This is a genomic window from Escherichia sp. GZ89 (assembly GCF_019366485.1).
In the GTDB taxonomy this organism is placed as follows: Bacteria; Pseudomonadota; Gammaproteobacteria; order Enterobacterales; family Enterobacteriaceae; genus Escherichia; species Escherichia fergusonii.
The window spans coordinates 182,004-198,119 of record NZ_JAEOHX010000006.1 but is presented as its reverse complement, the minus strand read 5'-3'; the positions used below and the strand labels follow the sequence as shown (position 1 = coordinate 198,119).

General features: G+C 49.3%; 16 protein-coding genes, 1 pseudogene and 1 other annotated feature. Of the genes and pseudogenes, 14 read left to right on the top strand and 3 right to left on the bottom strand.

What is annotated here, in order from left to right:
- The first annotated feature begins 169 nt into the window (after nucleotides 1–169).
- The 5 genes and pseudogenes from dgoR (at nucleotide 170) to K0335_RS12230 (ending at nucleotide 4,878) form a co-directional block, all read left to right on the top strand.
- A complete protein-coding gene (dgoR, locus tag K0335_RS12250) occupies nucleotides 170–859 on the top strand; it encodes a D-galactonate utilization transcriptional regulator DgoR (protein ID WP_000174305.1) in 690 nt (229 codons plus the stop codon).
- A pseudogene (gene dgoK, locus K0335_RS12245) lies at nucleotides 856–1,720 on the top strand (2-dehydro-3-deoxygalactonokinase). Before dgoR ends, dgoK begins: the two are co-directional and overlap by 4 nt.
- Complete coding sequence (dgoA, locus tag K0335_RS12240) at nucleotides 1,704–2,321, top strand: 2-dehydro-3-deoxy-6-phosphogalactonate aldolase (RefSeq protein ID WP_104919993.1); 618 nt, start codon at nucleotides 1,704–1,706, stop codon at nucleotides 2,319–2,321. Before dgoK ends, dgoA begins: the two are co-directional and overlap by 17 nt.
- Nucleotides 2,318–3,466, top strand: a complete 1,149-nt coding sequence (gene dgoD / locus K0335_RS12235) for a galactonate dehydratase (protein WP_000705257.1) — start codon at nucleotides 2,318–2,320, stop codon at nucleotides 3,464–3,466. Before dgoA ends, dgoD begins: the two co-directional genes overlap by 4 nt.
- Nucleotides 3,467–3,540: 74 nt before the next feature.
- The gene (locus K0335_RS12230) at nucleotides 3,541–4,878 is read left to right on the top strand and encodes an MFS transporter (RefSeq protein WP_219393843.1); all 1,338 of its coding nucleotides are present in this window, start codon (nucleotides 3,541–3,543) and stop codon (nucleotides 4,876–4,878) included.
- On the opposite strand, the gene cbrA is transcribed toward K0335_RS12230, so the two are convergent.
- Nucleotides 4,839–5,939 carry a colicin M resistance lipid reductase CbrA gene (gene cbrA, locus K0335_RS12225; RefSeq protein WP_104918126.1) on the bottom strand — a complete coding sequence of 367 codons (1,101 nt, stop codon included), beginning with the start codon at nucleotides 5,937–5,939 and terminating at the stop codon, nucleotides 4,839–4,841. The genes K0335_RS12230 and cbrA overlap by 40 nt on opposite strands.
- A 100-nt stretch (nucleotides 5,940–6,039) precedes the next feature.
- Here cbrA and K0335_RS12220 point away from each other — a divergent pair, with 100 nt between their 5' ends.
- Nucleotides 6,040–7,254, top strand: a complete 1,215-nt coding sequence (locus K0335_RS12220) for a DUF3748 domain-containing protein (protein WP_204162582.1) — start codon at nucleotides 6,040–6,042, stop codon at nucleotides 7,252–7,254.
- A gap of 1 nt (nucleotide 7,255) precedes the next feature.
- Here the strand turns inward: K0335_RS12220 and K0335_RS12215 are convergent, their stop codons facing one another.
- A complete protein-coding gene (locus tag K0335_RS12215; RefSeq protein ID WP_000620888.1) occupies nucleotides 7,256–7,588 on the bottom strand; it encodes a YceK/YidQ family lipoprotein in 333 nt (110 codons plus the stop codon).
- Between the two features lie 239 nt (nucleotides 7,589–7,827).
- Nucleotides 7,828–7,900, top strand: a sequence feature (ROSE (Repression Of Heat Shock gene Expression) occurs in the 5'-region of heat shock genes and acts as an RNA thermometer to modulate expression.).
- Here K0335_RS12215 and ibpA point away from each other — a divergent pair.
- The 3 genes from ibpA (at nucleotide 7,894) to K0335_RS12200 (ending at nucleotide 10,630) form a co-directional block, all read left to right on the top strand.
- Complete coding sequence (gene ibpA / locus K0335_RS12210) at nucleotides 7,894–8,307, top strand: small heat shock chaperone IbpA (protein WP_001243437.1); 414 nt, start codon at nucleotides 7,894–7,896, stop codon at nucleotides 8,305–8,307. (Overlaps the previous feature by 7 nt.)
- A gap of 111 nt (nucleotides 8,308–8,418) precedes the next feature.
- On the top strand, nucleotides 8,419–8,847 hold the full coding sequence (gene ibpB, locus K0335_RS12205) for a small heat shock chaperone IbpB (RefSeq protein WP_001134430.1): 429 nt from the start codon (nucleotides 8,419–8,421) through the stop codon (nucleotides 8,845–8,847).
- A gap of 121 nt (nucleotides 8,848–8,968) precedes the next feature.
- Nucleotides 8,969–10,630 carry a putative transporter gene (locus K0335_RS12200; protein ID WP_000014149.1) on the top strand — a complete coding sequence of 554 codons (1,662 nt, stop codon included), beginning with the start codon at nucleotides 8,969–8,971 and terminating at the stop codon, nucleotides 10,628–10,630.
- Here the strand turns inward: K0335_RS12200 and K0335_RS12195 are convergent.
- Nucleotides 10,627–11,343 (bottom strand): GntR family transcriptional regulator, encoded by a 717-nt coding sequence (locus K0335_RS12195; protein WP_015953895.1) that lies wholly within the window; start codon nucleotides 11,341–11,343, stop codon nucleotides 10,627–10,629. The genes K0335_RS12200 and K0335_RS12195 overlap by 4 nt on opposite strands.
- A gap of 300 nt (nucleotides 11,344–11,643) precedes the next feature.
- Between K0335_RS12195 and K0335_RS12190 the strand changes: the two genes are divergently transcribed.
- The 5 genes from K0335_RS12190 (at nucleotide 11,644) to K0335_RS12170 (ending at nucleotide 16,111) form a co-directional block, all read left to right on the top strand.
- Nucleotides 11,644–13,248 carry an alpha-glucoside-specific PTS transporter subunit IIBC gene (locus tag K0335_RS12190; RefSeq protein ID WP_000951100.1) on the top strand — a complete coding sequence of 535 codons (1,605 nt, stop codon included), beginning with the start codon at nucleotides 11,644–11,646 and terminating at the stop codon, nucleotides 13,246–13,248.
- Nucleotides 13,248–14,570: a 6-phospho-alpha-glucosidase gene (locus K0335_RS12185; protein WP_181198593.1), complete on the top strand. Its 1,323-nt coding sequence runs from the start codon at nucleotides 13,248–13,250 to the stop codon at nucleotides 14,568–14,570. Before K0335_RS12190 ends, K0335_RS12185 begins: the two co-directional genes overlap by 1 nt.
- A gap of 319 nt (nucleotides 14,571–14,889) precedes the next feature.
- Nucleotides 14,890–15,237, top strand: coding sequence for a YidH family protein (locus K0335_RS12180; RefSeq protein WP_000703953.1), 348 nt, complete (start codon nucleotides 14,890–14,892; stop codon nucleotides 15,235–15,237).
- A complete protein-coding gene (locus K0335_RS12175; protein ID WP_001113422.1) occupies nucleotides 15,227–15,589 on the top strand; it encodes a DUF202 domain-containing protein in 363 nt (120 codons plus the stop codon). The genes K0335_RS12180 and K0335_RS12175 overlap by 11 nt, the downstream gene beginning before the upstream one ends.
- Nucleotides 15,590–15,601: 12 nt before the next feature.
- Nucleotides 15,602–16,111 (top strand): radical SAM protein, encoded by a 510-nt coding sequence (locus tag K0335_RS12170; protein WP_000431308.1) that lies wholly within the window; start codon nucleotides 15,602–15,604, stop codon nucleotides 16,109–16,111.
- The last annotated feature ends 5 nt before the right edge of the window (nucleotides 16,112–16,116 follow it).

The following is a 16,116-nucleotide window of genomic DNA, read 5'->3' as shown; positions in this document are numbered from 1 at the left end:
TTTATGCATTGTTCTTTTTGTGATCTAAATTGTAGTACAACAATATAAATTTGTACTACATTACACACGCGGCAAACGCGAACGTCATCACGCTGGTACTACAAAATTGCCGCGTTATGCATCGATCGGGGTAAAGTAGAGAAGTACATACAGAGCACAAGGACTCTCCATGACTCTCAATAAAACCGATCGCATCGTCATTACGCTGGGTAAACAGATCGTTCACGGCAAATACGTGCCAGGCTCGCCGCTTCCGGCCGAAGCGGAACTTTGTGAGGAGTTTGCAACCTCGCGCAACATCATCCGTGAGGTTTTTCGTTCGCTGATGGCGAAGCGGCTGATTGAAATGAAACGTTATCGCGGGGCGTTTGTGGCACCGCGTAATCAGTGGAATTACCTCGATACTGACGTACTGCAATGGGTGCTGGAAAACGACTACGACCCACGGCTTATCAGTGCAATGAGCGAAGTGCGAAATCTGGTGGAACCGGCGATTGCCCGTTGGGCGGCAGAGCGCGCGACTTCCAGCGATCTGGCGCAGATTGAATCAGCGCTGAACGAGATGATCGCCAACAATCAGGACCGCGAAGCGTTTAACGAAGCGGATATTCGCTATCACGAGGCGGTACTGCAATCAGTGCATAACCCGGTGTTACAGCAACTTAGCATTGCGATTAGTTCATTACAGCGGGCGGTTTTTGAACGAACCTGGATGGGCGATGAGGCCAACATGCCGCAAACGCTCCAGGAACATAAGGCGCTGTTCGATGCGATACGGCATCAGGACGGCGATGCGGCAGAGCAGGCGGCGCTTACCATGATCGCCAGCTCGACACGAAGGTTAAAGGAAATCACATGACAGCTCGCTACATCGCAATTGACTGGGGATCGACCAATCTGCGCGCCTGGCTTTATCAGGGCGACCACTGCCTGGACAGCAGGCGTTACGCGTCTGAACGGAAAATCTCCGGCTGCGGTGTTAGCAGAAGTGACGACCGACTGGCGTGAAGAGAATACGCCAGTGGTGATGGCAGGAATGGTTGGCAGCAATGTCGGCTGGAAAGTTGCGCCGTATTTATCTGTTCCTGCCCGTTTTGCGTCTATTGGCGAACAATTAACGTCTGTTGGCGACAATATCTGGATTATTCCCGGATTATGCGTTTCTCATGATGATAACCACAATGTGATGCGCGGCGAAGAAACACAATTGATCGGCGCGCGTGCTTTGGCTCCTTCCTCTCTTTATGTCATGCCCGGTACGCATTGCAAATGGGTGCAGGCCGATAGCCAGCAAATCAACGATTTTCGCACCGTGATGACCGGTGAATTACATCATTTACTGTTAAATCACTCATTGATTGGCGCAGGTTTACCGCCGCAGGAAAACTCTGCCGATGCCTTCGCGGCTGGCCTTGAGCGTGGTCTCAATGCGCCCGCCATATTGCCGCAGCTTTTTGAAGTTCGTGCCTCGCATGTGCTGGGAACACTTCCCCGTGAACAGGTCAGCGAATTTCTCTCTGGATTGTTGATTGGCGCAGAGGTCGCCAGTATGCGCGACTACGTGGCCCATCAACACGCCATCACCCTTGTCGCCGGAACATCGCTGACTGCACGCTACCAGCAAGCCTTTCAGTCGATGGGTTGCGAGGTGACGGCGGTGGCGGGCGACACGGCATTTCAGGCTGGTATAAGGAGCATCGCTCATGCAGTGGCAAACTAAACTCCCGCTGATCGCCATTTTGCGCGGTATTACGCCCGACGAGGCGCTGGCGCATGTTGGCGCGGTGATTGACGCTGGGTTCGACGCGATAGAAATCCCGCTGAACTCTCCACTATGGGAACAAAGCATTCCCGCCATCGTTGATGCGTATGGCGATAAAGCGTTGATTGGCGCAGGTACGGTACTGAAACCTGAACAGGTCGATGCGCTCGCCAGGATGGGCTGTCAGCTCATCGTTACGCCCAATATCCATAGTGAAGTGATCCGCCGCGCGGGGGGCTATGGCATGACCGTTTGCCCCGGCTGCGCGACGGCGACAGAAGCCTTTACCGCGATCGACGCGGGCGCGCAGGCGCTGAAAATATTCCCGTCATCGGCTTTTGGGCCGCAATACATCAAAGCGTTAAAAGCGGTATTACCGCAGGACATCCCGGTCTTTGCCGTAGGCGGTGTGACGCCAGAAAACCTGGCGCAGTGGATAGACGCAGGTTGTGCAGGGGCGGGCTTAGGCAGCGATCTCTATCGCGCCGGGCAATCAGTAGAACGCACCGCGCAGCAGGCAGCAGCATTTGTTAAGGCGTATCGAGAGGCAGTGCAATGAAAATCACCAACATTACTACGTATCGTTTACCTCCCCGCTGGATGTTCCTGAAAATTGAAACTGATGAAGGCGTGGTCGGTTGGGGCGAGCCCGTGATCGAAGGCCGCGCCCGCACGGTGGAAGCGGCAGTTCACGAGCTGGGTGACTATTTGATTGGTCAGGATCCATCGCGCATCAATGACTTATGGCAAGTGATGTATCGCGCCGGATTTTATCGTGGCGGTCCGATTCTGATGAGCGCCATCGCCGGGATCGACCAGGCGTTATGGGATATCAAAGGTAAAGTGCTGAATGCGCCGGTCTGGCAACTGATGGGCGGCCTGGTTCGCGACAAAATTAAAGCCTACAGTTGGGTCGGCGGCGATCGTCCGGCGGATGTTATCGACGGCATTAAAACGCTACGCGAAATCGGCTTCGATACCTTCAAACTGAACGGTTGTGAAGAACTGGGATTGATTGATAACTCCCGCGCGGTAGATGCGGCGGTCAACACCGTGGCACAAATTCGTGAAGCTTTTGGCAATCAGATTGAGTTTGGTCTTGATTTCCACGGTCGCGTCAGCGCGCCGATGGCGAAAGTGCTGATTAAAGAACTGGAACCGTATCGCCCTCTGTTTATTGAAGAGCCGGTGCTGGCGGAACAAGCCGAATACTACCCGAAACTGGCAGCACAAACTCACATCCCACTGGCGGCGGGTGAGCGCATGTTCTCACGTTTCGATTTTAAACGTGTGCTGGAAGCTGGCGGTATTTCGATTCTGCAACCGGATCTCTCCCACGCAGGCGGTATTACCGAATGCTACAAAATTGCCGGAATGGCGGAAGCCTATGACGTGACCCTTGCGCCGCACTGTCCGCTCGGCCCGATTGCACTGGCGGCTTGCCTGCATATCGACTTTGTTTCCTATAACGCGGTACTTCAGGAACAAAGTATGGGCATTCATTACAACAAAGGCGCGGAGTTACTCGACTTTGTGAAAAATAAAGAAGACTTCAGCATGGTCGGCGGCTTCTTTAAACCATTAACGAAACCGGGCTTAGGCGTGGAAATCGACGAAGCCAAAGTCATTGAGTTCAGTAAAAATGCCCCGGACTGGCGTAATCCGCTCTGGCGTCATGAAGATAACAGCGTAGCAGAGTGGTAATTCCTGCCACGTAAGCCCCTCATCGGGCACTAAAACAGCAATACAAAAATATAACCCTCTGTAAATTACAGGGCATGGTGAGCGGCTTCGCTATGCCCAAAATCTGGAGAAAGCTCGCTATGGATATTCCCGTTAATGCAGCAAAACCGGGGCGTCGGCGTTATCTGACGCTGGTGATGATCTTTATTACGGTGGTCATTTGTTATGTTGACCGCGCTAACCTTGCCGTGGCTTCCGCCCATATTCAGGAAGAGTTCGGCATTACCAAAGCGCAAATGGGCTATGTCTTTTCGGCCTTCGCCTGGCTTTATACCTTATGTCAGATCCCCGGCGGTTGGTTTTTAGATCGCGTAGGTTCTCGCGTGACTTATTTTATTGCGATATTTGGCTGGTCAGTGGCGACGTTATTCCAGGGCTTTGCCACGGGCTTAATGTCATTAATTGGTCTGCGCGCGATAACCGGTATTTTCGAAGCGCCCGCGTTCCCGACTAATAACCGGATGGTGACCAGCTGGTTCCCGGAACATGAACGCGCTTCTGCCGTGGGTTTTTATACGTCTGGTCAGTTTGTCGGTCTGGCGTTTCTGACTCCGCTGCTGATCTGGATTCAGGAAATGTTGAGCTGGCACTGGGTGTTCATTGTCACCGGAGGTATCGGCATTATCTGGTCGCTGATTTGGTTTAAGGTTTATCAGCCGCCGCGCCTGACCAAAGGCATTAGCAAAGCTGAACTGGATTACATTCGTGACGGCGGCGGTCTGGTGGATGGCGATGCGCCAGTGAAAAAAGAGGCGCGTCAGCCGCTAACCGCCAAAGACTGGAAACTGGTGTTCCATCGTAAACTGATCGGCGTCTATCTTGGGCAATTTGCGGTGGCTTCTACACTGTGGTTCTTCTTAACCTGGTTCCCGAACTATTTAACTCAAGAAAAAGGAATCACGGCGCTGAAAGCGGGCTTTATGACCACGGTGCCATTCCTTGCGGCGTTTGTTGGCGTCCTGCTCTCAGGCAGGGTCGCGGATCTGCTGGTACGTAAGGGCTTTTCACTGGGCTTTGCGCGTAAAACGCCGATTATCTGCGGTTTGCTGATCTCCACCTGCATTATGGGTGCTAACTACACCAACGATCCGATGATGATTATGTGCCTGATGGCGCTGGCATTCTTCGGCAACGGTTTTGCTTCGATTACCTGGTCGTTAGTCTCTTCTCTGGCACCGATGCGGCTGATTGGTTTAACCGGCGGCGTGTTTAACTTCGCCGGTGGTCTGGGCGGCATCACCGTTCCGCTGGTGGTGGGGTACCTGGCGCAGGGTTACGGTTTCGCGCCTGCACTGGTTTATATCTCCGCCGTCGCGTTGATTGGCGCGCTCTCTTACATCCTGCTGGTGGGCGATGTGAAGCGCGTTGGATAATCTTTCAACTGTGGAATATGCGCCACACCACTGCGCATAATCCACTTTCTTAAAGCCGGTGCGGTCAGGCATCGGCTTTTTACTATCTTGCCAAAGAGTTTTAGACGCAGTTTGCGGGTGGCGCGCCAGTAAGCGGCGTTGCTCTTCTCCGGCTGCTTCAGTAACACCGAACGCAGAATCTCTGCACTATCCAGCGCATAGCTAATCCCCTCCAGCGAACTGGCGCTAATTAATCCCGCCGCTTCACCAATCAGAAAGGCGTTGTCCTTACCGCAGACAAAATCCTGCCAGCGTGAGGGAAACAGCACCGTGCATTTTTCGCTTTTTACCGCCTTACCAAACTGGAACTGAAAGGCGTTCATTTTCTCTTTCAGCGCCGCGAAACGCGCCTGGCCGTCTTTCATTGGATAGGCACCGCCAAAGATAAAATAACCGTCTTTGCTGATACTCCATGAATAACAGTCAGTTATTGCATTATCAAAGATGCAGGAGTAGAACGGCACCGGATGTTTCTCTGCGAACCACTGCTGGATAGCAACATATTTACGAATCTGATGATCCGGGTAGAGATGTCGCCGCACCATCGAGTTTGCACCATCGGCACCGACCAGATAGCGGGCGGTAATGTGTTGCTCCCAGCCGTCTGCGCGAAAAATGACATGCCATTTATCATCCTCATGCCAGATTTTCCGGCACAGGCTGTCGTGGTAAACCTCAACGCTGGCGGGGATCAGCGATTTCATCCATAAGTCGAAAGCATGGCGATTAATATTGATATAGCTTCGCTGGTAGTTACGCGTGAGCGATGCGGCTACGTCGACGGTTTTGACGCTGAAAATCTGCGGATTGGCGATCACATCGACAGGAAGCGTCAGTCCATCGCGAATAAAAGATCGCTGAGCGTCCGGTGCCAGCAGACCGCCGCAAGGCTTGTTGAAACCTTCAGTACCGCACTGGTGCTTTTTATCCAGCGCGATCACCTGCATTTTGCCTGCTAACTTTCGCGCCAACGCCGACCCTGCCGGGCCGAGGCCAATAATCGCCACGTCGAAATGTTCCATCTTTTCACTCACATTCATCACGATGGCAAAAGACTATTGTCTGAAAGTGAAGTCCTTGTGAAGTATGATGGCGGGAACCGTTTTGTATCAGGACCGCGCCATGAAACAGATAACCTTTGCTCCCCGTAATCACCTGCTCACCAATACCAATACCTGGACGCCCGACAGCCAGTGGCTGGTATTTGACGTGCGTCCTTCTGGGGCGTCGTTTACCGGTGAGACCATTGAGCGCGTGAATATTCATACCGGTGAGGTCGAGGTTATCTACCGTGCGTCACAGGGCGCACACGTCGGCGTGGTGACCGTTCATCCGAAGTCAGAGAAATATGTCTTTATTCACGGCCCTGAAAATCCTGATGAAACATGGCATTACGATTTCCATCATCGACGCGGAGTGATTGCTGAAAGCGGCAAGGTGAGCAATCTCGATGCGATGGATATTACCACGCCGTATACGCCAGGAGCGCTGCGCGGCGGCAGCCATGTACATGTCTTTAGCCCGAACGGTGAAATGGTGAGCTTTACCTATAACGACCATGTAATGCATGAACGCGATCCGGCGCTGGATTTGCGAAACGTCGGTGTTGCCGTACCGTTTGGCCCGGTCAACGTACAAAAGCAGCATCCGCGTGAATACAGCGGCAGCCACTGGTGCGTACTGGTAAGTAAAACAACGCCCACGCCGCAGCCTGGCAGTGATGAAATCAATCGTGCTTATGAAGAAGGATGGGTAGGAAATCACGCGCTGGCGTTTATTGGCGACACACTTTCGCCAAAGGGCGAGAAAGTGCCGGAGCTGTTCATCGTTGAGTTACCGCAAGATGAAGCTGGCTGGAAAGCAGCAGGTGATGCGCCGTTAAGTGGAACGGAAACAACCCTGCCCGCGCCACCGCGTGGCGTCGTGCAGCGACGTTTAACCTTTACCCACCATCGGGCTTATCCGGGGTTAGTCAACGTCCCGCGCCACTGGGTGCGCTGTAATCCGCAGGGTACGCAAATCGCGTTTTTAATGCGTGATGATAACGGCATTGTGCAACTGTGGCTTATCTCGCCACAGGGCGGCGAGCCACGCCAGTTAACCCATAACAAAACGGATATTCAGTCTGCATTTAACTGGCATCCGTCAGGAGAATGGTTGGGTTTTGTGCTGGATAATCGAATTGCTTGCGCCCATGCGCAAAGCGGCGAGGTTGAGTATTTAACCGAAAACCACGTCAACCCCCCTTCTGCGGACGCCGTGGTCTTCTCGCCGGATGGTCGATGGCTGGCGTGGATGGAAGGTGGCCAGCTGTGGATCACCGAAACTGATCGCTAAATCAGTTATCAGGCATTCTGGCCGGTGGAATAACCGCATTGGTGGCTTGCGCGTTGGCTTCGCTTTTTTCAACGCGTGAGCGCACCGAGCTGTCTTTGCGGAACACATCCCACGGCAGTAAAAGCGTGTCCATCACAGCGGTAAACGGCATATCGAGGATCGCCAACGACTTAGTGCCCCAGTTGGTTTCATCGTCGCCAATCATGGTGGCGCTGGCGCGGGTGCCGGGATACGTTCCTTCTTTCCCCCCGGTATGGGACATCACGCTGGAGCATCCTCCGAGTAATGTCATTCCGCTGCATATCATGAACGCTAACAACACATTTCTTATCATAATAAATTCATCTGTTGATCGTGGGTGTTGGCCTGATGAGTTATAGCGATCCCTTGCTGAAAATAACATCATCATTACGTCGCACTGTGGCGGCTATCGCACTTTAACGTTTCGTGCTGCCCCCTCAGTCTATGCAATAGACCATAAACTGCAAAAAAAAGTCCGCTGATAAGGCTTGAAAAGTGCATTTCCAGACCCATTTTTACATCGTAGCCGATGAGGACGCGCCTGATGGGTGTTCTGGCTACCTGACCTGTCCATTGTGGAAGGTCTTACATTCTCGCTGATTTCAGGAGCTATTTATTATGCGTAACTTTGATTTATCCCCGCTTTACCGTTCTGCTATTGGATTTGACCGTTTGTTTAACCACTTAGAAAACAACCAGAGCCAGAGTAATGGCGGCTACCCTCCGTATAACGTTGAACTGGTAGACGAAAACCATTACCGCATTGCTATCGCAGTGGCTGGTTTTGCTGAGAGCGAACTGGAAATTACCGCCCAGGATAATCTGCTGGTGGTGAAAGGTGCTCATGCCGACGAACAAAAAGAGCGCACCTATCTGTACCAGGGCATCGCTGAACGCAACTTTGAACGTAAATTCCAGTTAGCTGAGAACATTCATGTTCGTGGCGCTAACCTGGTGAATGGTCTGCTGTATATCGATCTCGAACGCGTGATTCCGGAAGCGAAAAAACCGCGCCGTATCGAAATCAACTAATTCCCTAAGGCCGCCTGGCGCGGCCTGACATCTCCATGCTCGCCGTCAGGGAGCATATGCGAATCTTCGGATTTGCAGGTACTTACTCGCTTCTTAGAAGGAGAAATGACTATGCCTAATTACGATTTATCCCCGCTGCTGCGTCAATGGATCGGTTTCGATAAATTGGCGAATGCGTTACAGAATACCGGTGAAGGCCAGAAATTCCCGCCATATAACATCGAAAAGAGTGACGATAACCACTATCGCATTACCCTCGCGCTGGCAGGTTTTCGTCAGGAAGATCTGGATATTCAACAGGAAGATACACGCCTTACCGTGAAAGGTACGCCGCAGCAACCGGAGAAAGAGACAAAATGGCTGCATCAGGGGCTTGTGAACCAGCCCTTTAGCCTCAGCTTTACCCTTGCTGACAACATGGAAGTATCCGGTGCGACCTTTGTTAATGGCTTACTGCATATCGATTTAACTCGCAACGAGCCTGAAGTTATCGCACCACAACGTATCGCTATCAGCGAACGTCCCGCGTTAAATAGCTAATTAGCTATTCTCTTTGCCCCGACACCGTGTCGGGGCTTTTTTGTGCTTTACCCCCCATACTTATGCCTGGTACTCTGAGAAAATCCTTAAATACAGGTGTATTATTCTCAGGGAAATGAAGATGAGTGGCATAGCATTAACGGTCAGTGTTCTGGCGTTGGTGGCGGTCGTCGGATTGTGGATCGGCAATATCAAAGTAAGAGGTGTCGGTTTAGGTATTGGCGGCGTGCTATTTGGCGGCATCATTGTTGGTCACTTTGTCGAGCAAGCCGGAATAACATTAAGCAGTGATATGCTGCATTTTATTCAGGAATTTGGCCTGATCCTCTTCGTTTATACAATCGGCATTCAGGTGGGGCCTGGTTTTTTCGCCTCGCTACGCGTTTCTGGCTTACGACTTAATTTATTTGCCATTCTGATAGTTATTCTTGGCGGACTGGTTACTGCATTACTACACAAATTATTTGATATTCCACTGCCGGTGGTGCTGGGGATTTTTTCGGGAGCAGTCACCAACACGCCAGCACTGGGGGCAGGGCAGCAAATTCTGCGTGATTTAGGAATGCCGTTCGATCTGGTAGACCAAATGGGGATGAGCTATGCAATGGCGTATCCTTTTGGTATTTGCGGTATTTTGCTGACTATGTGGCTTATTCGCCTGTTTTTTCGTATCAATGTCGATAAAGAAGCAGAGCTGCATGAACAGTCGATGGCGAACGGTCATTCACTTATTAGTACTATCAATATTCGTGTCGAAAACCCGAATCTCAATAATCTGGCGATTCAGGATGTTCCCATTCTTAATAGCGACAAAATTATCTGCTCACGCCTGAAACGTGACGAATTACTGATGGTACCCTCACCGATCACCATAATTCAGCAGGGTGATTTACTGCATCTGGTTGGACAACCAGAAGATCTACACAATGCACAACTGGTCATAGGCCAGGAAGTCGATACGTCATTGTCTACGCGTGGCACCGATCTGCGTGTTGAACGGGTTGTAGTAACAAACGAGAAAGTACTGGGCAAGCGTATTCGCGATTTGCATTTTAAAGAGCGCTACGACGTAGTGATCTCTCGACTTAACCGGGCGGGTGTCGAGCTGGTTGCCAGCAGCGGGGCAAGTTTACAGTTTGGCGATATTCTCAATCTGGTGGGCCGTCCTTCTGCCATCGACGCAGTGGCGGATGTACTTGGCAATGCTCAACAAAAACTGCAACAAGTACAAATGCTGCCTGTTTTTATTGGTATCGGGCTTGGAGTCTTACTGGGATCAATCCCGTTGTTCGTACCGGGCTTTCCGGTGGCGTTAAAGCTGGGGCTGGCGGGTGGCCCTTTGATCATGGCACTGATTTTGGGGCGTATCGGCAGCATCGGCAAACTGTACTGGTTTATGCCGCCGAGCGCTAACCTGGCACTCCGCGAACTGGGTATTGTGCTCTTTCTTGCGGTCGTCGGCTTGAAATCCGGGGGCGATTTTATTGAAACATTGACTCAAGGCGATGGGTTGAGCTGGGTTGGGTACGGTATTTTTATCACCGCGATTCCTCTGATTACGGCGGGTGTACTGGCACGCGTTTTCGCCAAAATGAATTATTTGACTCTTTGTGGGATGCTGGCCGGGTCGATGACCGATCCACCGGCACTGGCATTTGCCAATAACTTACATGCAACCAGCGGTGCGGCGGCGCTCTCCTATGCTACCGTTTATCCGTTGGTGATGTTCTTGCGAATTATCACGCCACAGCTGCTGGCGGTTTTGTTCTGGGGAATGAGTTAAATCGTCATCGGGTGGATGCGCCGAATATGGTAATCCACCTGATATTCACTGGCGTTTCGATACATCACCGAATAGTTCAGGTACTCGCCACTATTGCTGTAACACAATGAAGTGATTCGCAATAACGGCGTTTGTGGCGGAACGTTCATCAGCAATGCCAACTGCTTATCAGCGAGCACGGGGGCCAGGCTTTCATAATTACCACCAATCAGGATCCCACATTCCTTTTCGATATAGTCGAATTTTGAACCTTCCAGATGGGCTAACGAAAGTTTTGGAAACAGTTTTACTGGCATGTAACTGTCTTCCAGCATCAGTAATTTGTTATCAACGAAGCGTACACGACGAGAATAGTAGATACGTTCATTTATTTGCAGGCGTAACTGGCTGGCAATTGAAGGTGGGGCAGGCATCACTTCAAAAGTGAGTACGTTACTGACTACATTCTTTCCCTGACGTTTCAAGATTTCCACTAATCCTGATAATTGCTCGCATTCATGGTGAATATCTTTCGCCACAATGAATGTGCCGCTGCCATGCCGACGTACCACCAGGCCCAAATCCACCAAAATATCAATCGCCTTGCGGATCGTCATACGCGAGACCTTATACTCTTGCGCTAACTTTTTTTCCCCTGGTAAGGGAGTATTAATTGCATAATCAGACCTGTTAACTCGCTGCCTGAGATGTTCAGCTATTGTTTTATAGATCATGAGTAGATCTCTTTTTTAAGAAAATTATTCTTGGATGTTATTATATTTTTAAATTGTTTATTGTTAAAACAAAGAGTTGCTCATGATGTTATTTAATACGTAGAAAAATCTTATTATACAGATCTGCAAAACACCCAAAAAACAGACAACAATGACCGAATTTAAACCATGAATGTGATCACGATTTGAGTCTGTTGAACAATATGTTCTTTCCTCTCCTTCTTATTCTCTCTTTAGTTTGATATCAGCAGCTTAAATAGTGCTGAATTTTAAAATAGTCGTCAAATTAAGGAAGTGGAAATGCTCAGTCAAATACAACGCTTTGGCGGTGCGATGTTCACCCCAGTATTACTATTCCCTTTTGCAGGGATCGTCGTTGGCATCACGATTTTGCTACAAAATCCCTTGTTTGTAGGTGCCGCACTCACTGACCCTAACTCTCTGTTTGCTCAGATAATTCATATAATTGAAGATGGTGGCTGGACGGTATTTCGTAATATGGCACTCTTGTTTGCTATCGGCCTGCCAATTGGTCTGGCAAAACAAGCTCCTGGACGTGCCTGCCTTGCGGTATTAATCAGTTTCCTGACATGGAACTATTTTATTAATGCCATGGGTACGTTATGGGGAAGCACATATGGAGTGGATTTTTCTATTGATCCAACCCCTGGTAGTGGTTTGACTTTGATTGCTGGTATTAAAACTCTCGATACCAGTATTATTGGTGCCATTATAATTTCTGGCATCGTTACCAGTATTCATAACCATTTATATGAAAAGCCCTTACCAGTATGCCTGGGTATCTTTCAGGGCACATCTTTCGTAGTGATGGTTGCCTTCTTTGTAATGATTCCCTGTGCCTGGTTAACGCTGTGGGGATGGCCAAAAGTACAGATGGGCATTGAATCCATGCAGGCATTTTTACGTTCTGCAGGTGCTCTTGGTGTTTGGGTCTATACCTTTCTTGAACGCATTCTTATTCCTACCGGCTTGCATCACTTTATTTATGGTCCTTTTATTTTTGGCCCGGCAGCAGTTGAGGGGGGAATCCAGGTTTATTGGGCGCAGCATATGATGGAATTTAGTCAAAGCACTGCACCGCTCAAATCTCTGTTCCCGGAAGGCGGCTTTGCCCTGCACGGAAACTCAAAAATATTTGGCTCTGTTGGTATTGCACTGGCAATGTATGTAACAGCATCACCAGAAAATAAAGCCAAAGTCGCCGGGCTATTAGTTCCGGCAACATTAACAGCTATGTTAGTAGGGATTACTGAACCGCTGGAATTTACTTTCTTATTTATTTCTCCATTGCTTTTTGCTGTTCATGCATTGATGGCTGCCACTATGGCTACTGTGATGTATCTCTGTGGTGTGGTTGGAAATATGGGAGGAGGATTACTTGATCAGGTATTACCGCAAAACTGGATACCGATGTTCAGCAATCATGCCGGAATGATGTTTACCCAAATAGGTATTGGGTTGGTATTTACGCTGCTCTATTTTGTGGTTTTCCGTGCCCTTATTTTACATTTTAATCTTTTGACGCCAGGACGTGAAAATAGCGAAGTGAAACTGTATAGCAAAGCAGATTATAAGGCGGCACGCGGACAAACAACAGTTGCAGCTTCAGAAAGTAAACTTTCACAGGCCGCAGAAATTCTCAAAGCATTAGGCGGCGTAGCGAATATTGAAAGTATTAATAATTGCGCGACGCGTTTACGTATTGCACTCCACGATATGACGCAAACATTAAGTGACGATGTATTTAAAGCATCAGGCGCACATGGCGTTTATCGCAGTGGAAATGCGATTCAGGTCATTATTGGTCTGAATGTCCCACAGGTACGCGATCAGCTTGAATCATTGATGCAAAGTGAATCACCAACAACAGTAGGGGCTGTATAATGAAAAAGTTCTCAGTGGTTATCGCGGGCGGTGGTAGTACATTTACGCCGGGGATTGTATTGATGTTATTAGCAAACCGGCAACGCTTTCCTCTTCGTGCACTGAAATTCTATGACAATGATGCCGAGCGTCAGCAGGTAATTGCTGAGGCGTGCAAAATTATTCTTAAGGAACAAGCACCAGAGATCGAATTTAGTTATTCCACTGATCCACAAACCGCGTTTAGTGATGTTGATTTTGTCATGGCGCATATTCGCGTGGGCAAATATCCGATGCGTGAGAAAGACGAAAAGATTCCGTTGCGCCACGGTGTACTGGGGCAGGAAACTTGTGGGCCAGGTGGAATTGCATATGGTATGCGTTCAATTGGTGGAGTGCTGGAATTAGTCGATTATATGGAGAAATACTCTCCAGAAGCATGGATGCTCAACTACTCGAACCCGGCAGCTATTGTTGCAGAAGCTACACGTCGACTGCGTCCGCAGGCGAAAATCCTCAATATTTGCGATATGCCCATTGGCATTGAGGGGCGGATGGCGAAAATTGTTGGGCTGGAAGATCGCAAACAGATGCGCGTGCGTTATTACGGTTTGAATCATTTTGGTTGGTGGACTTCTATTGAAGATCTTCAGGGCAATGATTTGATGCCGAAATTACGCGAATATGTAGCGAAATATGGTTATGTTCCACCTTCTGCAGATAATCATACCGAAGCTAGCTGGAACGATACTTTTGCCAAAGCGAAAGCTGTGCAGGCTCTTGATCCTGACACCATGCCGAACACCTACCTGAAATACTATCTGTTTCCTGACTATGTCGTTAAACACGCCAATCCTGACTATACCCGGGCCAATGAGGTAATGGATCACCGTGAAAAACAAGTGTTTAACTCTTGCCGTGCTATTACTGCGGCGGGTAACTCTTCTGCCGGTGAGCTGGAAATCGATGAGCATGCTTCGTATATCGTCGATCTGGCAACAGCCATCGCCTTTAACACCCAGGAACGGATGTTATTGATTGTGCCTAACAACGGCGCGATCCATAACTTTGATGATGAAGCGATGGTGGAAATTCCTTGTCTGGTAGGACATAACGGACCAGAACCGCTAACTGTGGGTGACATTCCGCAGTTCCAGAAGGGGCTGATGAGTCAGCAGGTAGCAGTAGAAAAACTGGTGGTGGATGCCTGGGAGCAGCACTCATACCAGCGTCTGTGGCAAGCGATCACCTTATCAAAAACGGTTCCAAGTGCTTCTGTTGCCAAAGCGATTCTTGATGATTTAATTGAAGCGAACAAAGAGTACTGGCCAGAACTGCATTAAGCGGAATGACCGGCATCCTTTGGCTGCCGGTCAGTATATGTAAAAACAGCCGAAGCATATCCCTCTTACTCCCACACCCTGAATGATCTGATCGATAAACCCGAATAGTGATAATTACTCGCGGTGAACGGTATCACCGCCACAATGATGCCCCAGAGTGACATAACCTGATTGATAATCACTCTTCCCGAGCGGTATGCGACTATGACCCAGGTTAGCGATACAGGACATGAAAGCGGAGAAGAAAAAACAAAAATTCTGAGGCATTATTGTAATTCTCGCTTAAATTTTCAGCGGGGCATTTTTCACAGGAGAAAAAATGAAAATTTCCCGCCTCGGAGAAGCGCCGGATTACCGTTTCTCACTGGCAAATGAACGTACATTTCTCGCATGGATCCGCACTGCACTGGGCTTTCTGGCGGCAGGTGTAGGGCTTGATCAACTGGCGCCTGATTTTGCAACACCACTCATTCGGGAAGTGCTGGCCCTGCTACTGTGTCTCTTTTCTGGTGTACTGGCGATTTATGGCTATCTACGCTGGTTGAACAACGAAAAGGCGATGCGACTGAAAGAAGATTTACCCTATACCCGCGGCTTACTGGTAATTAGCCTGATTTTGCTGGTAGTCGCAGTTGTTGTTATTGGATTGGTTTTGTATGCCGGATAGTCGTAAAGCTCGTCGTATTGCCGATCCTGGCTTGCAGCCTGAACGTACATCACTGGCATGGTTTCGTACTTTGCTGGGTTACTGTGCGTTAATGGTGCTGGCGTTAAAGAATAACTGGCATCAGGCCGGAACGTTATTCTGGATTTCAATGGTCGTGCTGGCTATTGTGGCGCTCATTCTTTGGCGTTACACCCGCAAACGGAATTTGATGGATGTAGCGCATTACGATTTTTCTCAAAATCACGCGGTACGTGACAAATTTTTGATCTCCCTCGCGGTGTTATCACTCGCAATACTGTTTTCTGTAATACATGTTCGTCAACTTGTGGTATTTATCGAAAAACTCACATGACAGGACGTCAAAATGGAAAACCAAAAGCAGTGGCATCCACTGGTTGTAGAGCGAGAACACGCCTGCCAACCAACCGCCTTTTACCAGCAGATTAAGCAACTTGAAACCCAAAACATTCAATTGATCCCGTTTGTGGCTTATGACGAAAACGGCAATATGACCGAAAATTCCGTCACGCCTCAGCTTTGGGGAAGTTTTTTAATTAGCGTGTTTAATATCTGGGTACGGGAAGATATCCACCGAATTTCTATTCAGCTTTTTGATACAACGCTTAAGCGCTGGTGTCAGCGTAAAAGTGATACCGAAAAGCAAAAATCCTCCAGACTTAATGCTTCCTGTCAGGCTTGTGATGTATTCCGTTTATGCGAAGATAATTGCCCTGTAACGAACGTTTGTGAAAAAAGCGCACTATGCGAAGGTTATAAAGCCTTTTTTGAACATAGCTCACCTTATATGCGAGTACTGCGGGACCTAATCAAGCAGCACCGCTCCCCATTGGAACTGATGGCGATGCTGCGTTGAAACGT